13 protein-coding genes and 1 pseudogene are annotated in these 18450 nt (G+C 35.0%); 4 read left to right on the top strand and 10 right to left on the bottom strand.

Features of this window, described 5'->3' with window-relative positions:
• Positions 1 to 38: 38 nt before the first annotated feature.
• The 3 genes from ACRASX_RS01360 to ACRASX_RS01370 all read right to left on the bottom strand — a co-directional run bounded on the left by ACRASX_RS01360 (position 39) and on the right by ACRASX_RS01370 (position 2914).
• On the bottom strand, positions 39 to 677 hold the full coding sequence (locus ACRASX_RS01360; protein ID WP_066310120.1) for a peroxiredoxin: 639 nt from the start codon (positions 675 to 677) through the stop codon (positions 39 to 41).
• 84 nt (positions 678 to 761) lie between these two features.
• The gene (locus ACRASX_RS01365; protein ID WP_432222172.1) at positions 762 to 1982 is read right to left on the bottom strand and encodes an MFS transporter; all 1221 of its coding nucleotides are present in this window, start codon (positions 1980 to 1982) and stop codon (positions 762 to 764) included.
• Positions 1983 to 1999: 17 nt separating this feature from the next.
• Positions 2000 to 2914 (bottom strand): AEC family transporter, encoded by a 915-nt coding sequence (locus ACRASX_RS01370; protein ID WP_432222173.1) that lies wholly within the window; start codon positions 2912 to 2914, stop codon positions 2000 to 2002.
• Positions 2915 to 3025: 111 nt separating this feature from the next.
• Here ACRASX_RS01370 and meaB point away from each other — a divergent pair, with 111 nt between their 5' ends.
• Positions 3026 to 4123, top strand: a complete 1098-nt coding sequence (gene meaB / locus ACRASX_RS01375; RefSeq protein WP_432222174.1) for a methylmalonyl Co-A mutase-associated GTPase MeaB — start codon at positions 3026 to 3028, stop codon at positions 4121 to 4123.
• 120 nt (positions 4124 to 4243) lie between these two features.
• Here the strand turns inward: meaB and ACRASX_RS01380 are convergent, their stop codons facing one another.
• The 3 genes from ACRASX_RS01380 to ACRASX_RS01390 all read right to left on the bottom strand — a co-directional run bounded on the left by ACRASX_RS01380 (position 4244) and on the right by ACRASX_RS01390 (position 7938).
• The gene (locus tag ACRASX_RS01380; protein ID WP_432222175.1) at positions 4244 to 6184 is read right to left on the bottom strand and encodes an LTA synthase family protein; all 1941 of its coding nucleotides are present in this window, start codon (positions 6182 to 6184) and stop codon (positions 4244 to 4246) included.
• 106 nt (positions 6185 to 6290) lie between these two features.
• Positions 6291 to 6521 carry a hypothetical protein gene (locus ACRASX_RS01385; protein ID WP_066310136.1) on the bottom strand — a complete coding sequence of 77 codons (231 nt, stop codon included), beginning with the start codon at positions 6519 to 6521 and terminating at the stop codon, positions 6291 to 6293.
• Positions 6522 to 6540: 19 nt separating this feature from the next.
• A complete protein-coding gene (locus tag ACRASX_RS01390) occupies positions 6541 to 7938 on the bottom strand; it encodes an MATE family efflux transporter (RefSeq protein WP_432222176.1) in 1398 nt (465 codons plus the stop codon).
• Positions 7939 to 8106: 168 nt separating this feature from the next.
• Between ACRASX_RS01390 and ACRASX_RS01395 the strand changes: the two genes are divergently transcribed.
• Both ACRASX_RS01395 and ACRASX_RS01400 read left to right on the top strand, forming a co-directional pair.
• Positions 8107 to 8640, top strand: a complete 534-nt coding sequence (locus ACRASX_RS01395; RefSeq protein WP_432222177.1) for a hypothetical protein — start codon at positions 8107 to 8109, stop codon at positions 8638 to 8640.
• Positions 8641 to 8806: 166 nt separating this feature from the next.
• A complete protein-coding gene (locus ACRASX_RS01400; RefSeq protein ID WP_066310141.1) occupies positions 8807 to 9337 on the top strand; it encodes a hypothetical protein in 531 nt (176 codons plus the stop codon).
• A gap of 60 nt (positions 9338 to 9397) precedes the next feature.
• On the opposite strand, the pseudogene ACRASX_RS01405 reads toward ACRASX_RS01400, so the two are convergent.
• Positions 9398 to 10233, bottom strand: a pseudogene (locus tag ACRASX_RS01405) (APC family permease); the annotation flags it as partial.
• A 54-nt stretch (positions 10234 to 10287) separates the two neighbouring features.
• Here ACRASX_RS01405 and ACRASX_RS01410 point away from each other — a divergent pair.
• Entirely contained in the window at positions 10288 to 10449 is a 162-nt protein-coding gene (locus ACRASX_RS01410; protein WP_157492689.1) for a hypothetical protein, read from the top strand.
• 1281 nt (positions 10450 to 11730) lie between these two features.
• Here the strand turns inward: ACRASX_RS01410 and ACRASX_RS01415 are convergent.
• The 3 genes from ACRASX_RS01415 to ACRASX_RS01425 form a co-directional block, all read right to left on the bottom strand.
• Positions 11731 to 12909, bottom strand: coding sequence for an NlpC/P60 family protein (locus ACRASX_RS01415; protein WP_432222178.1), 1179 nt, complete (start codon positions 12907 to 12909; stop codon positions 11731 to 11733).
• Positions 12910 to 13114: 205 nt separating this feature from the next.
• Positions 13115 to 15379, bottom strand: coding sequence for an aconitate hydratase (locus ACRASX_RS01420; protein WP_432222179.1), 2265 nt, complete (start codon positions 15377 to 15379; stop codon positions 13115 to 13117).
• A gap of 123 nt (positions 15380 to 15502) precedes the next feature.
• Positions 15503 to 18274: a bifunctional aconitate hydratase 2/2-methylisocitrate dehydratase gene (locus tag ACRASX_RS01425; protein WP_432222180.1), complete on the bottom strand. Its 2772-nt coding sequence runs from the start codon at positions 18272 to 18274 to the stop codon at positions 15503 to 15505.
• Positions 18275 to 18450: the final 176 nt, after the last annotated feature.

The following is an 18450-nucleotide window of genomic DNA, read 5'->3' on the forward strand; positions in this document are numbered from 1 at the left end:
AATGAGAAGAGCTGAGACAAGTTACAAAAATAAAAAAATTATTTATTTGGTTGTGGCGTCATGCGCAAGTACGGTTTGATTGGCGTATGTCCTTTTGGAAATTTAGTAGGAATATCTTCGTCTTTAATTGCTGGTGAGATAACTACATCTTCACCATCTTTCCAGTTCGCTGGAGTTGCCACGCTGTAATTAGCTGTTAACTGCAAGCTATCAATTATACGTAAAATTTCATCAAAGTTTCTACCTGTTGAAGCCGGATAAGTTAAAATCAATTTAATTTTCTTGTCATTACCAATAACAAAAACTGAGCGAACTGTAAAAGTATCATTTGCATTTGGATGAATCATATCATACAAATTTGCCACTTTCTTATCTTCGTCGGCAATTATAGGATAATTAACAACTGTATTTTGAGTCTCATTAATATCTTTAATCCAATCTAAATGCGATTGTAAACCATCGACACTTAATGCGATAACTTTAGTATTTCTTTTCACAAACTCAGGATAATAGTTGGCTACTGTTCCTAATTCTGTGGTACAAACGGGTGTGAAATCAGCTGGATGCGAAAAAAGAACTCCCCAAGAATCACCTAACCATTCGTGAAATTTAATTTTTCCTTGTGTTGTTACAGCTTCAAAATCGGGAGCAATATCCCCTAAACGTAATGTTGACATGATTGTATAGTTTTTAAATTCCCCTAAAGTTAATCAAAAAATTACGGAGAATATCTAAAATAAAGCGAAAAATCCCATCTAACTCTAATTCTTTTTCTTTCTCAAATTAGGTAAAAAATAAGCTAGAACACCAATTAAAGGCAGATAAGCACTTAGCTGATACACATATTCAATACTCGTTTGATCGGCTACATATCCTAGAATAGCCGAACCTAATCCTGCCATTCCAAAGGCAAAGCCAAAGAACAAGCCCGAAATCATTCCAACTTTTCCTGGTTTTAGTTCTTGTGCAAAAACTAAAATAGCCGAAAATGCAGATGCAATTATTACACCAATAACAACCGCTAAAACTGCAGTCCAAAATAAGTTAGCGTGTGGCAATAAAAGCGTAAACGGAGCGGCACCTAATATAGAAAACCAAATAATATATTTCCTTCCAAAATGATCACCCAACGGGCCTCCTATTAAAGTTCCTGCAGCAACAGAAGCCAAAAACAAGAACAAATAAAATTGAGAATCTTGAATGCTTACCCCAAATTTGCTAATTAAATAAAAAGTAAAATAACTAGTCATACTAGTCATGTAAAAAAACTTAGAGAAAATTAAAGTTAATAAAACAATAATGGCAATCGTAATTTGTTTGTTAGACAACTCCACTTTATCTTCCTCAAAACTTGATTTATTAGCTGCACGCAAGCTCAGATGATTTTGATACCATAAAGCCACTCTCGACAAAAGAGCAATTCCGATAAAGCCGGTAATTACAAACCAAATTACATACGATTGACCGTAGGGCGCAACAACCAATGCAACCAGCAAAGGACCAATAGCACTACCAGCATTTCCTCCCAACTGAAAGATAGATTGTGCTAAACCGCGTTTACCACCAGAACCTAAAAAGGCAACACGAGAAGCCTCTGGATGAAAAATAGACGAACCAATGCCAATAAATGCTACGGAGGCCAACAGCATATAAAATGAAGTGGCAATAGACAATAAGCTCAATCCTACAATAGTAAAAACCATTGCATAAACAAGCGAATACGGCAATGGCTTTTTATCGGTGTACAAACCAACAAAAGGTTGCAATAAAGAAGCTGTGAGTTGAAAAACGAAAGTTATTAATCCGATTTGCGTAAAACTCAAGCTAAAACTTTCCTTTAAAATTGGATAAATTGACGGAACGACGGACTGCATCAAATCGTTCAGCAAATGCGCAAATGCGATAGAAAATAAAACGGAATAAACAGTTTTTTGAGCTAATGTACCATTGTCAATTTTAACGGTAGCTGTAGATGAATTCATAAGAGTCCTAAAAATAATTATTTCACAAAATTAAGTATAATACACCAGAAAAATAACGTTATAAAGGAGAGCGGTATTCCAACACCAATCATTAAACTGCATAATTTCGGTTTCAATCCGTACGTAGATGCTAATATGCTGGCTGTAATCATTGGAGCCATAGCCATTTCCATAATTGATACCTCAATTTGCAATCCTCTTTGCTTTAAAATAAAAACATATAAAACGAGTAAAAATAAAGGCATTAGGATCAGTTTAAAAAGTAAACCAAGTGTTAAAAATTTAAAATGCTTGCTTTTACGATCAAAACTAAGTTGGAGTCCAATTGAAAATAGAGCTAAAGGAGTAACTAAACTGCCCACTTTTAGCAGTCCAAATTGAATGGTATCAAGAAAATCATACTCAAATACATTCATCAAAACGGCAATACAGAAAGTGATAAACGGAGGGAAAAGTAAAATTTTCTTCGCAATCAAAGTAATAGTTGTACTGCCTGAAGAATAAAAAATAGCGACTAGAATTCCCAAAGTAGACATGGCCACAAAGCCACCAGGTTGATCAACTAAAATAGCAGTTTCTAATCCTGGCTTACCGTACAAAGCTTCAATTATTGGAAAGCCAAGAAAAGAGGTATTACTAAAACCTCCCGTTATAATAAGGCAACCCATGAGTTTTTTAGACCATCGGAAATAAGATCCTATTGAAGCAAAAAAGATAATTGATAGGGCAAAACTAACCCAAGCCGCACCAATGGGATATAATAATTCGTTTTGCCATACTATTTTTGGAATGAAATATAATGACAAAGCAGGTAAACAAAAGTATAGAACAATTTTGTTTAACGTTTTATAAATTTCTTTTGGAAATCTCCCAACAAACTGGCACGCAATTCCCAGAAATAAACTGACAAAAATGATTATTATGTTTTTCATTTAAGTAAAAAAGGCTAAAGTACTACAATTTGCTATTTTTCAGCAAAGCTATTTCTGTACTTTTGAAACTGTTTTTGTTTTGATTACTTTTACAGTTCAAAACAATTTATTTTGAAAGCCACTCCTTCACAAAAAAGCGCTTTAAATGAAAAAGCTGGAATTTCGTCTCCCGAAATGACCAGTGATAAAAGTATTGCTACCATTCAGAAATTCAGAAGAAAACAACCTGCCGCAGCTGAATTAATTTCTGGCATTTTAAACAAAAATCGCACTGCTCTAAGTCGCGCGATAACTTTAATTGAAAGTACAAACTCTATTCATTTTGAAAAAGCTAATGAAGTAATTAACGGCTGTTTGCCTCATTCAAATAAATCTCTTCGCATTGGAATAACAGGTGTTCCTGGTGTTGGAAAAAGTACCTTTATTGAATCTTTTGGTAAATATTTGACCTCGCTAGGGAAAAACGTAGCCGTTCTTGCTGTTGATCCTAGTAGTTCATTTTCTAAAGGGAGTATTCTTGGCGATAAAACCCGAATGGAAGAATTAGTAAAAGATCCCAACGCCTTTATTCGACCGAGCGCTTCTGGAACAACTTTAGGTGGAGTTGCCCGAAAAACAAGAGAAACTATAATTTTATGCGAAGCGGCGGGTTTTGATACCATTGTTATTGAAACCGTTGGCGTAGGACAGAGTGAAACTGCAGTGCACAGTATGGTCGATTTCTTTTTACTCCTTAAAATTGCAGGTGCAGGAGATGAATTACAAGGCATCAAACGGGGCATCATGGAAATGGCCGACGCGATTGTGATTAACAAATCAGATGGTGATAATATTAAAAAAGCAAAGCTTGCGAAAGTAGAATTCAACAGAGCTTTGCATTTATTTCCTGCCAAATCTTCAGGCTGGATTCCAAAAGTAAGTACGTGCAGCGCTATCACTACTGAGGGAATTCCAGAAGTTTGGGAAACGCTTACCTCGTATTTTGCCTTAGTGAAAAGTACTTCTTTTTTTGACGAAAAGCGTCAAAGCCAAAATCAGTTTTGGATGTTCGAGACGATTAATGAGCAATTGCAGTCTCAATTTTATAACAATCCGAATATGATCGATCAAATTGAAAGCAACAAAACAGCTGTTCAAAATAATCAAAAATCACCTTTTGAAGCAGCTCACGAATTGTTGTCGTTCTATTTTGAGAAAGATATAAAGTAATTTTAAAAAATTTACAAGGTAACAAAGAGGTCATTTTGGAAAGTGAACATTTAACTTCTAGGACTCTGATACAACTTTCTTCCTACGCACCTTTCTCCCTTTCACTTTAAACCTAAAAGTTTACTTTTTAACTTTTGGTAATGTATAATTCCGTTTTTTATATAAATTTCCAGCGGTTATTACATGTGCTAGTGCATCTTTGGCTAATTCTTGATCTAAAGTTACGGGAACCAAAGTGGTGTCGTTTTTAATTTCAAATTGCAAGGGTTTTAAATTAGGCTGCATAATAACTACTTGATTTTCGACTCTGAAAGCGTTGATGTCATTGAACTGCATAATACTTCTTCCTTTTATGGTCGCAGACATGTCATTCAAATTTCGGCCTACCATCGGGTTTTCAATATCTATTCCTAAATAACTTAATAATGTTGGCGGAATATCAATTTGAGATGCCAACTTATCATAGCTTTTCCCTTTAGGAACATTAGGTCCAATGATTAAAGCCGGAATATGAAACTTATGAATAGGCACTAGGTTTTTACCATAGGTTCTGGTATTATGATCGGCAATTACGATAAAAATAGTATTCTTAAAATAGGCTTCTTTTTTGGCCATTTCAAAAAACTTACCAATTGCAAAATCGGCATACTTCATTGCATTGTTAACGGTTGCTGGTTTTGTATCATACGGTTTAAATCGACCCGCAGGATATTCAAAAGGTTCGTGATTACTGGTCGAAAACATTAAGGAGAAAAAAGGTTTATCTCCTTGCTTTTTAAAGTAATCATTCGCTTTTGTCACTAAATCTTCATCTGAATATCCCCACGTTCCTTTAAATGCATATTTTTTTCCATCGCTATCAAAATCATCTTGATCGATAATATTTTCGAAACCGTTTCCGTTAAAGAACGAAGCCATATTGTCAAAATTTGATAGTCCGCCATAAATGAAACTGGTATCATATCCTTTCTGTTTCAACGCTTCCGCTACAGTAAAAAAGCCTTGTTGCGAATTGCCTAATTTTACAACACTCTCTGACGGGGATGGTAAAAATCCGGTAACAACCGCTTCTATTCCGCGTACACTTCGCGTTCCTGTACAGTACAAGTTGGTAAATAATAATCCTTCGTTTGACAATTTATCAAACTCTGGCGTCAAAGGTTTGCCTCCTAAAATACCAACATATTCTGCACCTAAACTTTCTTGCAAAAAGATCACTAGGTTATAGGGTTTATTTCGAAGAGAATCTGCTTTTTGAACGTGTAAAAACGGAATTTCAGGATCATTAAAATGCACATTTGCGACGTTCATATATTTCTTAACACGCGCAATGGCTTCAGTTTCTTCCATCTTGCCATACATCTTGGTGTCTCCTTCGTTTTTCATAGAATAAGCCGCAAATGCAACAGTATACAGTGAATTTAGCCCCAAACAATTGGTCAGTTGGTCGGTAGAAAAAACAGCGTTACTTGCATTTATTGGTCGTTTAGAAACTAAACTAGAACGTGCCCCAAAAAACAGCAGAAAAGCAACTAACGGAAATAAAATTAGTTTAGTTTTATAGGGAGCAACAGTTGTCTGAAACAAAAATTTTCCTTTTTTGATCGCTAAGAAAAGTACTAAAGCTAAAATTAAAAGAGTGAAAATAATTGAGGTGAGATAACTTTTAAGTAACATACCAACCACCTCTTTTGGATAAATAAGATAGTCTAAGAAAATTTTATTTGGTCGCGTATCGTATTGTTGCACAAAATCGGGAGTTGCCAATTCGACAAACAAGAGCAGCATTAGGAATAAAAAGCTATACCCCACTACGAATGAATTGACAAACTTGATCCATTTATTAGGTACAAAAGTAACAAGCAGTGCTGGAAGCAAAACGAGATAGCAAAGTAAAATCAAGTCCATTCGTAATCCGATTGGAAAAATATACCAGAAATTTTCAGTTTCTATCACGCGTTCCTTAAAAGCAAAGAACAAAAATAAACGGCTTAATGTGGTGATCACCAAACCGATTACTATGAAATTAAGAACAGGTTTTAAGTAAGCTAACTTTCTCATTTAAGTAAAAAAATAAAATATCTAAAAGTAAAAAAGCCGATACATTTTGCTTTACGAATCGGTAAGCAAAATGTATCAGCACTTTATTAACGTATTTTGAACACGTTTATTCTTTCTCGTAAAGTTCCATTTCACGATCGTAAAAGCTATTGGCTAACTCTATCAATCCTTCCATTTCGGCATTTAATTCTGCTTCATCCAGATCTTCTGCATCTTCTAAAAACTCAACCTCATCATCTTTAAGATTGATAATAAACCGTGGATAATCCAAATGAATGATAAAAATATCTTCAGGAAAATCGGTATTGTCTCCAAGTAAAAATTTTGGTAATTCCATAGTATAAATATTAAAGTCTCTATTCGATAACCGACGTAGAAACTGTTTGATTTTGTATTAATTGTTTGGTAAGTCTATCAAATCTCCAATATAAAAATATGGCAGCGGTAGTTAAACCAGCCAATAATCCAATCCAAACTCCAACTGCTTTAAGCTCTGTATACAATCCTAAATAAATTGAAATTGGAAAACCAACTACCCAATAAGCTAGAAAAGTTACATACATCGGAATTTTTACGTCTTGTAATCCGCGCAAAGCGCCCAAAACGACCACTTGAATTCCGTCTGAAATTTGAAAAATAGCCGCAACCAATAAAAGTTGCGAGGCAATAACCATAACTTCACTGTTTTTAGCAAGGTTCTCGACATCGCTCAAATCTACAAAAAGTTTGGGCATCTGGTTGTGAAAGGCAATGAATATGATTGCAAAAATAATTTCTACAATAATGGCTTGCAAATAAATCGAGAACGCAACACGTCGCAACTTAACGTAATCCCCCAAACCTTTTTGGTTTCCTACGCGAATCATTGCGGTCACGCTTAATCCCATGGCAACCATAAAGGTAAGCGATGCTAAACTCAATGCAATTTGATTGGCTGCTTGACTGGTAATTCCAACCATTCCGCACAACCAAATAGCACCGGTAAACAAAGCCACTTCAAAAAACATTTGTAAGGCCGATGGTGTTCCTAAATTAATAATCTTCCGAGTTACATTTTTATTTATTTCTTTGAAACTAAAATTTTTAAAGTAAGGATGGAATTTTGGTTTCAGTTGCATCATATAATGCATAAAACCCAAAAGCACAAAGCGCGAGGCGATCGTACCGATTGCAGCCCCAATAATTCCCATTTTTGGAAAAATCCATATCCCGTAAATTAAAAAGTAATTGATAATTACGTTGGTTATGTTGCACAAAATAGTTGCCCACATGGAATATTTAGTTTCGCTTAACCCATCTGCAAATTGTTTATAGGCTTGATACATAATCATCGGAATCAAAGAAAATCCAACAATATCCAAATAAGGTTTTGCCATTTCGACCACGTCGTCAGGTTGTCCCATTAATGAAATAAGTGGCTTTGAAAAGAAAATTAATAAAAATAAAGCGATTCCTAAAATACTACACAAATACAATCCATGATGAAACGCACTTCTTCCGTTGGCAATGTCTTTCTTACCGTCGGCTTCGGCAACTAAAGGTGTAATTGCAGTTGAAAATCCGATACCAATAGACATGGCCACAAATACAAAGCTATTTCCTAAAGAGACGGCTGCTAATTCGGTTGGGCCCAATTGTCCGACCATTATATTATCTACAATTCCGACAACGGTATGCCCGACCATTCCTAAAATAATGGGATAGGCTAATTTTAGATTATACGAGAACTCTTTGGTGTATTGCGATAAATTCAATTTGAGGGTATTTTAGGTCGGCAAAGATAATTAGAACGCAGCAATTCTATTGCATTATTGATATTATATACTACTTTTAATTTTTTTTTATACTATTACAAGCAACAAAATAAAGTAATAGCCTACAACAGAAATACTTACAGTCTTTATTTAAAAACTATTTTATTTATGAAACAAGCAAAAAAATTAACAATAGTCTCTTTACTACTTTTTATTTTGATGTGTACTCCCAATATATTTGCTCAAAAAAAGACTTTTCTTGAAAACGAAGGGGAAGTTAAAAAATTTGAACCGCATTTGCGCTTTGAATACGGTGGAAATCTAGGTTTTTCTACCACAAAAAATTTCAATTGGCTTGTTGGGGCCGAAGCTGGTTTACAGTATTATTTTTCTAAAAAAAACGCGGCTACTTTATCCTTTGGTTACAATTATACTTTTGATGGCGATGCTAAAGCGTTAGGATACATTCCGTTAAAAGCAGGATTTAAAACTTTTGTACAGAATGGTAAAATTTATTTATTAGCCGAAGCTGGAATGGGAGTCGCTACAACGAATGGTTACAATGGTGTCGGATTTTTATGGGCGCCTACTATCGGATACATTACACCATCTGCTTATGATTTAAGTATTAGATATGAGATTTTATCGGCTTTTGAGAGTAATCAAATTATTTTCAGAGTTGCTTATAGTTTTAAGATATAAAGACTTTTTCTCCTTTCAATGCTAAAGCACCATACCGGTGCTTTTTTTTTATGGCTTGCATTAACGTTAGAACTAACATTTATGTAATAATTATGAAAAATTCTATAAGAATATAGCAATATGCACCGTTTACATTTGCATCATTACAAACTCAAAAAATTACAAAATGAAAATTACAACAAAAATCAACACAGTAGCAATAGCGGTTTGCGCACTTTTTATCACCTCAAGTACTCAAGCTCAAACAGCTACAGAAGCTAGAAACTACGATCAAGGATTCCGTTTAGGAGTTGGACTTAATGGTGGAGTTCCAACAGATGGAGATTACAATTGGGCTTTAGGTGGTGATGTTCGTTTACAATACGATTTATCTAAAAAAACGTCTTTGACATTGACAACTGGTTATACTAATCTTTTTAACAACGATAAAGTTGATGGAGTAAAAGTGAAAGACTTAGGATTTATTCCAGCTAAGGCCGGTTTTAAAGCTTTTGTTTGGGAAGACAGTTTTTACCTTTTAGGAGAAGTAGGTGCTGGATTTGGCGTTACTGAAGGAAATAATAAAACTACTTTTTTATGGGCACCAGGAATTGGTTACGCAAATAAATATGTAGATGTAAGTGTTCGATACGAAGATTTACCTGATTTTCATACGAACCAAGTTGCATTAAGATTAGCTTACGGGTTTAAATTGTAAGTAAACATAATCAACATAAAAAGGCCTCTCAAAAATTGTTTGAGAGGCCTTTTGTTTTTCCTAAACTTTTGATTTCGTTAAATAATAAATTGGAATTCCACTAAGCATAATTAAAGCTCCCAACCACAAGTTGTTAATTTAGTAAGCAATAACGCGATGCAAAGTGCGGTGGAGAAAACAATATAAATCATCGGTATAAAAGCACAACCAAATGCTGTATACGGTCGCTCTAAATCTGGACTTTTCTTGCGTAAAATAAAGATCCCGTAAATGGTTAAAATATAAAAAATCAAAACGATAATAATGACAAAATTTAAAAGCGCACCGTACGTTGCTATCAAACACAAGGCTGACGCCCAAACACACTGCAACCACAATGCCCAAGCCGTTACATTTGATCGGTTTAAACCAGCAGCTTTTTTAAAGAATAAACCATCTTGTGCCATCGTATAATATACTCGTGCTCCGGCCATAATCAGACCATTGTTACAGGCAAAGGTTGAAATCATGAAGATTATAGCGATAATTAAAGTTCTGATATTTCCAAAAATGCTCTCAGCTACTACTACCGCTACTCTATCGTATTTTGCTGTGGCAATAGCATCAAAAGGAACTACTGCGAGGTACATAATGTTGGTCAAAATTACAATCATCACAATGGCTAAAACTTGGGCTGCATTAATTTGAAAAGAAGCAATGCTAAATAAGATATTTTGTTCGCCAAGTGGCTCGTACAAATAAGCAGAAAAATTAGAAAATGCCACACCAACAGCCGCAATTGTACCCGTTTGAATGACAGCACAGAAGCTCCATCCATACAAAAAAGCAATTAATTTATTGTAAGCTTCTTGAAGATACACCTATTGCGCGCCCGCTTTTGGAAACATGGCACTTAGAAAAACTTTAAAAAATGAGAACTAAAAATCAATACACTGTGACCGATAAATGCCTTGATAAATGCCAAAGCGCAATGGCAAGTTTGGAAAACAAAGGTCGAAAGTTTGAAAGAAATTACTAAAGTCAACAGCTCTAAAATTAATGTATCCAAAGCCGAACAAACCAACCAAAAATTAGAATTAGAGTGTTATAAAAAATTAGTTCAGACAGAGTAAACATTACAATACTTTTCAAAATAACATTTCATATGACTCTATTAGCACTCTTGAAAAGCTAAAACAGTGTGAAGCAATTTTACTAGAGTATGGAACCACGACAACCTATGCTAAAAAAGCGGCAGACAAAATGCTCATCAATTCGATAAATTCACAAAATCAAATTCGGTACGGCATCGATTATTACGAAGCAGTTAGTGTATTAATCGTCGTTATTATTGCTAGTGGCTTTGATTCCGTACCGTAACCGAACTATCGTTACGATCACAAAATAACAACCGTTCTTTCTATTATTCTTCTTAAAAAACATTAATTATATTGTTCATTTATACTCTTATGACCACAATTCCTTGTACTTACCTACTTTGTATATGTTTCAAATCGAAACATTAAATAATAGTTAAATATAAAACGCTCCTATCCTGTCTTGTACAGTTGGACAAAAATTTAAATATCGAACAAGAGTCAACCGAATGAGTCAATTTATTTACAGCAAATAATAGAGGTTCATTTAATGTATTTCTCAATCAATATCATAGCTTAGACTATGTGGTTCTGCTATCTGTAAACGAAGAAAAGCATAACGATAAAAAGAGTGGTTTTTTATTGAGGATGTAAATCAATATTTAATTTATGAAGAAATTGCAGTTACATTCTTTCAGGAAACGGACTCTACTTTAACTCCCAAAAAAATCAAGCAGAAAATCGATCAAATTATCGAAAAAACCAAACGAATTCGACTGATAGCAATCTTTACCGAACAAAATTTAGTGCAAGCTGCTTTCTTCACCGCTTTTGCAAATGCATCGGTATTTTCTAAAAATAGTTGGTAAATACTACATCCAATTTAGAAATAATCTTGTCTAGTTTGTAGTTTCCTTTCAGAAGTTAAAATCCAGTTCGCTAGATGATAAATGGGTAGAACAATTAAAATTAATAATTAAGCACCTAGAAAATATCAGTTTAAGACATCAAATCAATGAATTGGATTTCGTCGAAAGGTTTAGCTTGTTTTCTGAACAATTGGATTTAATAAAAGTGAATAATATCCTGATTATGCCCCGCTCCATCATAATTTCTTTATAAGACTTTTACATAATAAGAAAAAACACAAAGTTTAAGAGAATCGGTCGCGGGTACATCTTGCAAATGCATTGCTACTTTTAATTGTCGAATTAGACACTAAAATCGATGTCCTGATTTCTATTTATGTTTGAGAAAATTTTTAAGATAAACTGAAGAAAGTGCTCCACTTAAAAATTATGCTTAGCAGTGAAAGTTTTATCTAATTTGACTTCTTTGACTTAAAACGCGGTTTACTTGTGCGATTTTTTTCTCGTAGTAAGATTCCTTTGTAGAGGAGATTATTACTCCGCTACTTACCGAAGCATGAATAAATTTGATCTCTCCATCGTTTACTTCTACAACCATTCCGACATGATTTATTTGACGACGGCCGTTAGTTTTAAAGAAAATCAAATCTCCTTTTTGCGCTTCATCCGAATCAATCTTGGTTCCATAATGCGATTGCTCTACAGAAGTTCTAGGTAATTTTATATCAAAATTGCCAAAAGTGGTCATCATTAAGCCAGAACAATCAAAGCCTGATTTAGACGTTCCGCCAGTGCGATAACGCGTTCCTATATTGTCAGATGCAGTCGAAATTAATTGATTCACAAAATCGCCATCGTACGTATACATAGACGAGTTTGCATCTTTTATTACATTATCATTTTCTGCAAGAACTTGAAATGCATTTATTTTATTTGGAGAATCTTGAGTAGGAATCTGCACTTCTTTACTTGTAACAATACTCACTTTTTGCCCAACGCGTAATGCATTTTTTACTCCAGGATTTAGTTTGTCCAATTCGGCAACCGAGATACCATATTGTCTTGCTATTCCGTACTTTGTTTCTTTAGGTAAAACTTCGTGCGTAAAACTTTTAACTATGGCTGGTTCTGCAGCTATTGGAGTATCTAATACAGCTTCAAGCTTTGAGGCAGCTGATTTATTTGAGATTTGAGGCTTTGTTAACTGAGGGATTTCAGCAACACTCTTATTTTCTTGATTTGGAATTATAAGCTCTTGTCCTGCTTTTAAGTTTTCACTTTCGATAAGTGGATTTGCTTTTTGTAAATCAGCAACACTTACATTATATTCTTTTGCAATTCCGTATAATGTCTGTTTTTGTTGGACTTCGTGTATGCTTGTTTTTTTTGCTTCGCTGACAGCGATCACAGTATTTGCCAGATTAGGAATTAACAAAACTGAATTTAATTTTAAAACAGCACTAGTTTTAGGATTTGCGTCTAAAATCTCCTGTGGCTTGACATTATATTTTTTTGCTATTTGATAAACACTTTCTCCTTTTGATATTACGTGCTTGGTGTATTTTTCTTGAGAAAAAGCCAAAATACTACAAAAAAACAATCCTAAAAATAATTTAAATCCCATCATTACTTTCTTTCGTTACTTCTCCTTTAACTACTCATTCGAAATTCGTCTTACTATCGAAACGAAAAATATCGAAAACTATTATGTTTGCGAATTTAACTTTTTATAACAATAACACCCAGTTTTTTAACATCTGTTTTTGCTCAAATTAAAAACAATAAAAAACGCGCCATTTTCACAGCGCGTTGATAGTTATAAAATCTGATATTTATGCATTATCAGCGGCAATCAAGTTTAATGCAGAACCTGCAATAAACCAACCAATTTGCCCTTCATTATACGTATGATTAGCAACAATTACATCTTTAGAACCATTTTCGTGAACGAATTCAATTGATAATGGTTTTCCGGGTGTAAAATCAACTAAGTCAAGGAAGTTGATGGTATCATTCTCTTGAATTTTATCGTAATCAGCTTCATTAGCAAAAGTCAATCCTAACAAACCTTGTTTTTTAAGATTGGTTTCGTGAATACGAGCGAAAGATTTTACCAAGACCGCTTCTACCCCTAAGAAACGAGGCTCCATAGCCGCATGCTCACGAGAAGAACCTTCACCATAATTATGATCTCCAACTACAATAGAGGGAACTCCAGCCGCTTTGTAAGCACGAGCTACAGCAGGAACGGCATCATAAACACCTGTTAATTGGTTTTTAACGCTATTTGTTTTTTGGTTGAATGCATTAATAGCACCAATCAACATATTATTTGAAATATTATCTAAGTGTCCTCGGAAACGCAACCATGGCCCAGCCATAGAAATATGGTCAGTAGTACATTTTCCAAATGCTTTGATTAATAATTTAGCACCTACAATATTTTGACCATCCCATGGTTTAAATGGAGCCAATAACTGCAAACGTTCTGATTCAGGATTTACAGAAACTACTACAGTAGAACCATCGTGTGCAGGAGCTTGAAAACCTGGATCTTCGACATCAAAACCATTGGGAGGTAATTCATCTCCCGTTGGCTCTTCCAAACGTACTTCTTCTCCATCTTCGTTAATTAAAGTATCTGTTAAAGGATTAAACCCTAAATCTCCAGCAATCGCTAAAGCAGTTACCAATTCTGGTGAACCAACAAAAGCGAGTGTATTTGGATTACCATCTGCTCTTTTTGAGAAGTTACGGTTAAAAGAGTGCACAATCGTATTGCGTTCTTCTTTTTCAGCTCCTTCTCTATCCCACATTCCAATACATGGTCCGCACGCGTTAGCAAATACAGTAGCTCCAATTTTTTCGAAAGTATCAATAAATCCATCACGTTCAATTGTATATCGAATCGTTTCTGAACCTGGATTAATGGCAAATTTTGCTTTTGTTTTTAATTTTTTATCTGCAACTTGTTTAGCCAATGATGCTGCACGAGAAATATCTTCGTACGAAGAGTTCGTACAAGAACCAATTAATCCTACTTGAATTTGCAAAGGCCAATTATTTTTAATTGCTGCTTCTTTCATTTTAGAAATTGGCGTAGCTAAATCGGGTGTAAATGGACCGTTTAAATGAGGCTCTAATTCAGAAAGATTAATTTCAATTACTTGATCAAAATATTTTTCTGGTTCTGCATACACTTCAGGATCTCCAGTTAAATAAGGCGCTATTTTATCAGCAGCATCTGCAACATCTGCTCTATTAGTAGCACGTAAATAACGTCCCATAGAATCGTCGTAACCAAAAGTAGAAGTTGTAGCTCCAATTTCGGCACCCATATTACAAATTGTTCCTTTTCCTGTGCAAGACATAGCTGTTGCACCTTCACCAAAATATTCAACAATTGCTCCCGTTCCACCTTTTACAGTAAGAATTCCAGCAACTTTTAAGATCACATCTTTAGGAGCCGTCCAACCTGATAATTTACCAGTTAATTTCACTCCAATCAATTTAGGGAATTTTAGTTCCCATGCCATTCCAGACATCACATCAACTGCATCAGCCCCACCAACACCAATGGCAATCATACCTAAACCACCTGCATTTACAGTGTGAGAATCGGTACCAATCATCATACCGCCTGGAAAAGCATAATTTTCTAAAACAACTTGATGAATAATTCCAGCTCCTGGTTTCCAGAAACCGATACCATATTTATTTGATACAGAAGATAAGAAATCGAAAACTTCATTACTTTGCGATTTCGCACGTTTTAAGTCGGCTTCAGCACCAACTTTCGCTTGAATCAAGTGGTCACAGTGTACTGTTGTAGGAACTGCAACTTTAGGTTTTCCAGCGTGCATGAATTGCAACAATGCCATTTGTGCGGTCGCATCTTGACAAGCGACACGATCTGGCGCAAAGTCAACATATTCAACTCCTCTTCCGAAGGCTTGCGTTGGCATTCCGTCCCAAAGGTGGTTGTACAGCGTTTTTTCAGTTAAGGTAAGTGGACGTCCGACAATTTCACGTGCTTTATCAACACGGCTTGGCATGTTCTCATACACTTTTTTAATCATTTCAATATCAAAAGCCATAGTATAATTGTTTTGTTTTGTTATTTTATACATCACAAGATACAAAAAAATAGAGTATTTATAATAAAAAAAGCCTGAGTTTATTGCTCAGGCTTTCTTCTATTTTAGAAAAAAATCGTACTATTATTGCACTAATAATTTATGAGATGGAGCAAATTGAGTAAGATTGATTCCTTTCACCGCTGCTTTGTACTCTTCCATAGTTGGCGTTCTACCTAATATTGTTGACAATACAACAACTGGCGTAGAAGAAAGTAATGACTCTCCTTTTTTACCCTCAGAATCCTCAACAACTCTACCTTGAAAAAGACGTGTCGAAGTAGCCATTACGGTATCTCCTTTCGCTGCTTTTTCTTGATTACCCATACACAAATTACAACCTGGACGTTCTAAATATAGAATGTTTTGGTAGCCTGTACGTGCCACTCCTTTTGGAGCATTGTCATCAAATTCAAAACCAGAGTATTTTTGTAAAACTTCCCAATCACCTTCTGCTTTAAGCTCATCAACGATGTTGTATGTTGGTGGCGCTACAACAAGAGGTGCTTTAAATTCTACTTTACCAAATTGCTCATCAATATTCTTAAGCATTTGAGAAAGGATTTTTAAATCTCCTTTGTGAACCATACAAGATCCCACAAAACCAAGATCCACTTTTTTAACTCCTCCGTAAAAAGAAAGTGGTCTAATCGTATCGTGTGTATATCGTTTAGAAACGTCAGCATTATTAACATCTGGATCTGCAATCATTGGCTCTTCAACCACATCAAGATCGATAACAACTTCTGCGTAATATTTCGCATTTGCATCTGGAGTTAAAGCAGGTTTAATACCTGTTTTAATCTCTTCAATTCTCTTACTAGCTTTATTGATTAAACCTTGAAGGACATGTTTTGCATTGTCCATTCCTTTATCAATCATAATTTGGATTCTACCTTTAGCAATCTCTAAAGATTCGATTAAAGTATCATCTTCAGAAATACAAATAGAAGCTTTCGCTTTCATCTCTGCAGTCCAATCTGTAAAAGTAAATGCTTGATCAGCAGTAAGAGTTCCTAAGTGAACCTCAATGATTCTTCCTTGAAAAACATTTTCTCCACCAAATTGCTTCAACATCTGAGATTGTGTAGCATGAACGACATCACGGAAATCCATGTATGTTTTCATTTCTCCTTTAAAAGTCACTTTTACTGACTCCGGAATTGGCATAGAAGCCTCACCAGTAGCAAGTGCAAGAGCAACAGTTCCTGAATCTGCACCAAAAGCTACTCCTTTTGACATTCTTGTATGAGAGTCACCACCAATAATAATAGCCCACTCATCAATAGTAATATCATTAAGAACTTTATGAATTACATCGGTCATCGGACGGTATTGATCCTTTGGATCTCTCGCTGTAATTAAACCAAAATCATTCATAAATTTCATCAATCTCGGAATATTAGCCTTAGACTTATTATCCCAAACTGATGCAGTATGACAACCTGATTGATATGCACCATCAACAATTGGCGAAATCACAGTTGCCGCCATAGACTCTAATTCCTGAGATGTCATCAAACCAGTAGTATCTTGTGATCCTACAATATTAACCTCTACACGCACATCAGAACCTGCATGTAAAACTTTACCTGGAGTTGTTCCTACTGCGTTTTTATTAAATATTTTTTCTACTGCTGTAAGTCCTTGCCCTTCGACAGAAACCTCCTTAGAAGGAGCAAAAACAGGAAGTATATCGATACCTAAAACTTTAGAAGCAAAAGTTTGTAGTTTTTTTCCAAATACAATTGCGTAAGATCCACCAGCTTTTATAAACTCCATTTTCTGAGGGGTAAATGCCTTAGAAATATCGATTAGCTCTTGGTCCCCATTATATAATTTCTTACTTTTTGTATTGATAGTTAATACTGTTCCAGTAGCAACAGAGTATGCCTCTTCTAAAACAACATCACCATTTTCGTTACGAACTGCATTTCCATTTTCGTCAACAACTTTTACCCAGTTTTGAAGATCTAAACCAATACCACCTGTAACATCAACTGTTGTCAAGAAGATTGGCGAAATACCGTTTGTACCCGCTACAATTGGAGCGATATTAATAAACGGAACATACGGACTTGCTTGTTTTCCTGTCCAAAGTGCGACATTGTTTACACCTGACATTCTAGATGAACCAACACCCATAGTCCCTTTTTCTGCAATTAACATCACACTTTTATCAGGATGTTGCATTTGTAACGTTCTAATTTCCTCTTGTGCTTCTGGAGAAATTAAACATTTACCATGAAGCTCACGGTCTGATCTCGAGTGCGCTTGGTTTCCTGGAGAAAGTAAATCTGTCGAGATATCTCCTTCGCCAGCGATATATGTAACCACTTTAATTTCTTCTACTACTTCTGGAAGTTTCGTAAAAAATTCTGCCTTAGCATAGCTTTCTAAGATGTCTTTTGCTATTTCGTTACCCTCTTTAAATGATTCTTCTAAACGATTCGTATCAGCATCGTACAGAAAAAATTGTGTTTTAAGAACTGCAGCAGCTTCTTTTGCAATAGCAACGTCATTACCTAAGGCTAAATCGAGAAGTACTTCAATCGAAGGCCCACCTTTCATGTGTGCTAATAGCTCTAGAGCAAAAGCAGGGGTTATTTCTTTTAATGTAGATTCTCCTACGATAATTTCCTTCAAAAATTTTGCTTTCACAGCAGCTGCCGGCGTAGTTCCTGGAACAGTATTGTAGGTAAAAAACTTAAGGCAATCCTCGCGATTTAAGTTATCTGAATCTTTAATTTGTGCAATAATTTCGCTTAGTAATTCAGCGCCATCAATAGGCTTTGGATGAAGTCCCTGGCCTTTTCTATCTTCGATCTCTTTAATGTAATCGTTATAAGTATTCATAATATGTAGGAGTCTGTTATTTTTTGTACGCAAATTTAAAAATTAAAGATGACATTTAAAAAAAATATAACAGAAGACACCTTTTGAAAAATTATTATTATTAAAAACGAATTATCACCGAATAAAAATAGCAAAACATCAGTTTTAAGTTAAAATAATGAAGTATTAGCAAATTT

It is taken from the genome of Flavobacterium sp. TMP13 (assembly GCF_050847115.1).
Classification (GTDB): domain Bacteria; phylum Bacteroidota; class Bacteroidia; order Flavobacteriales; family Flavobacteriaceae; genus Flavobacterium.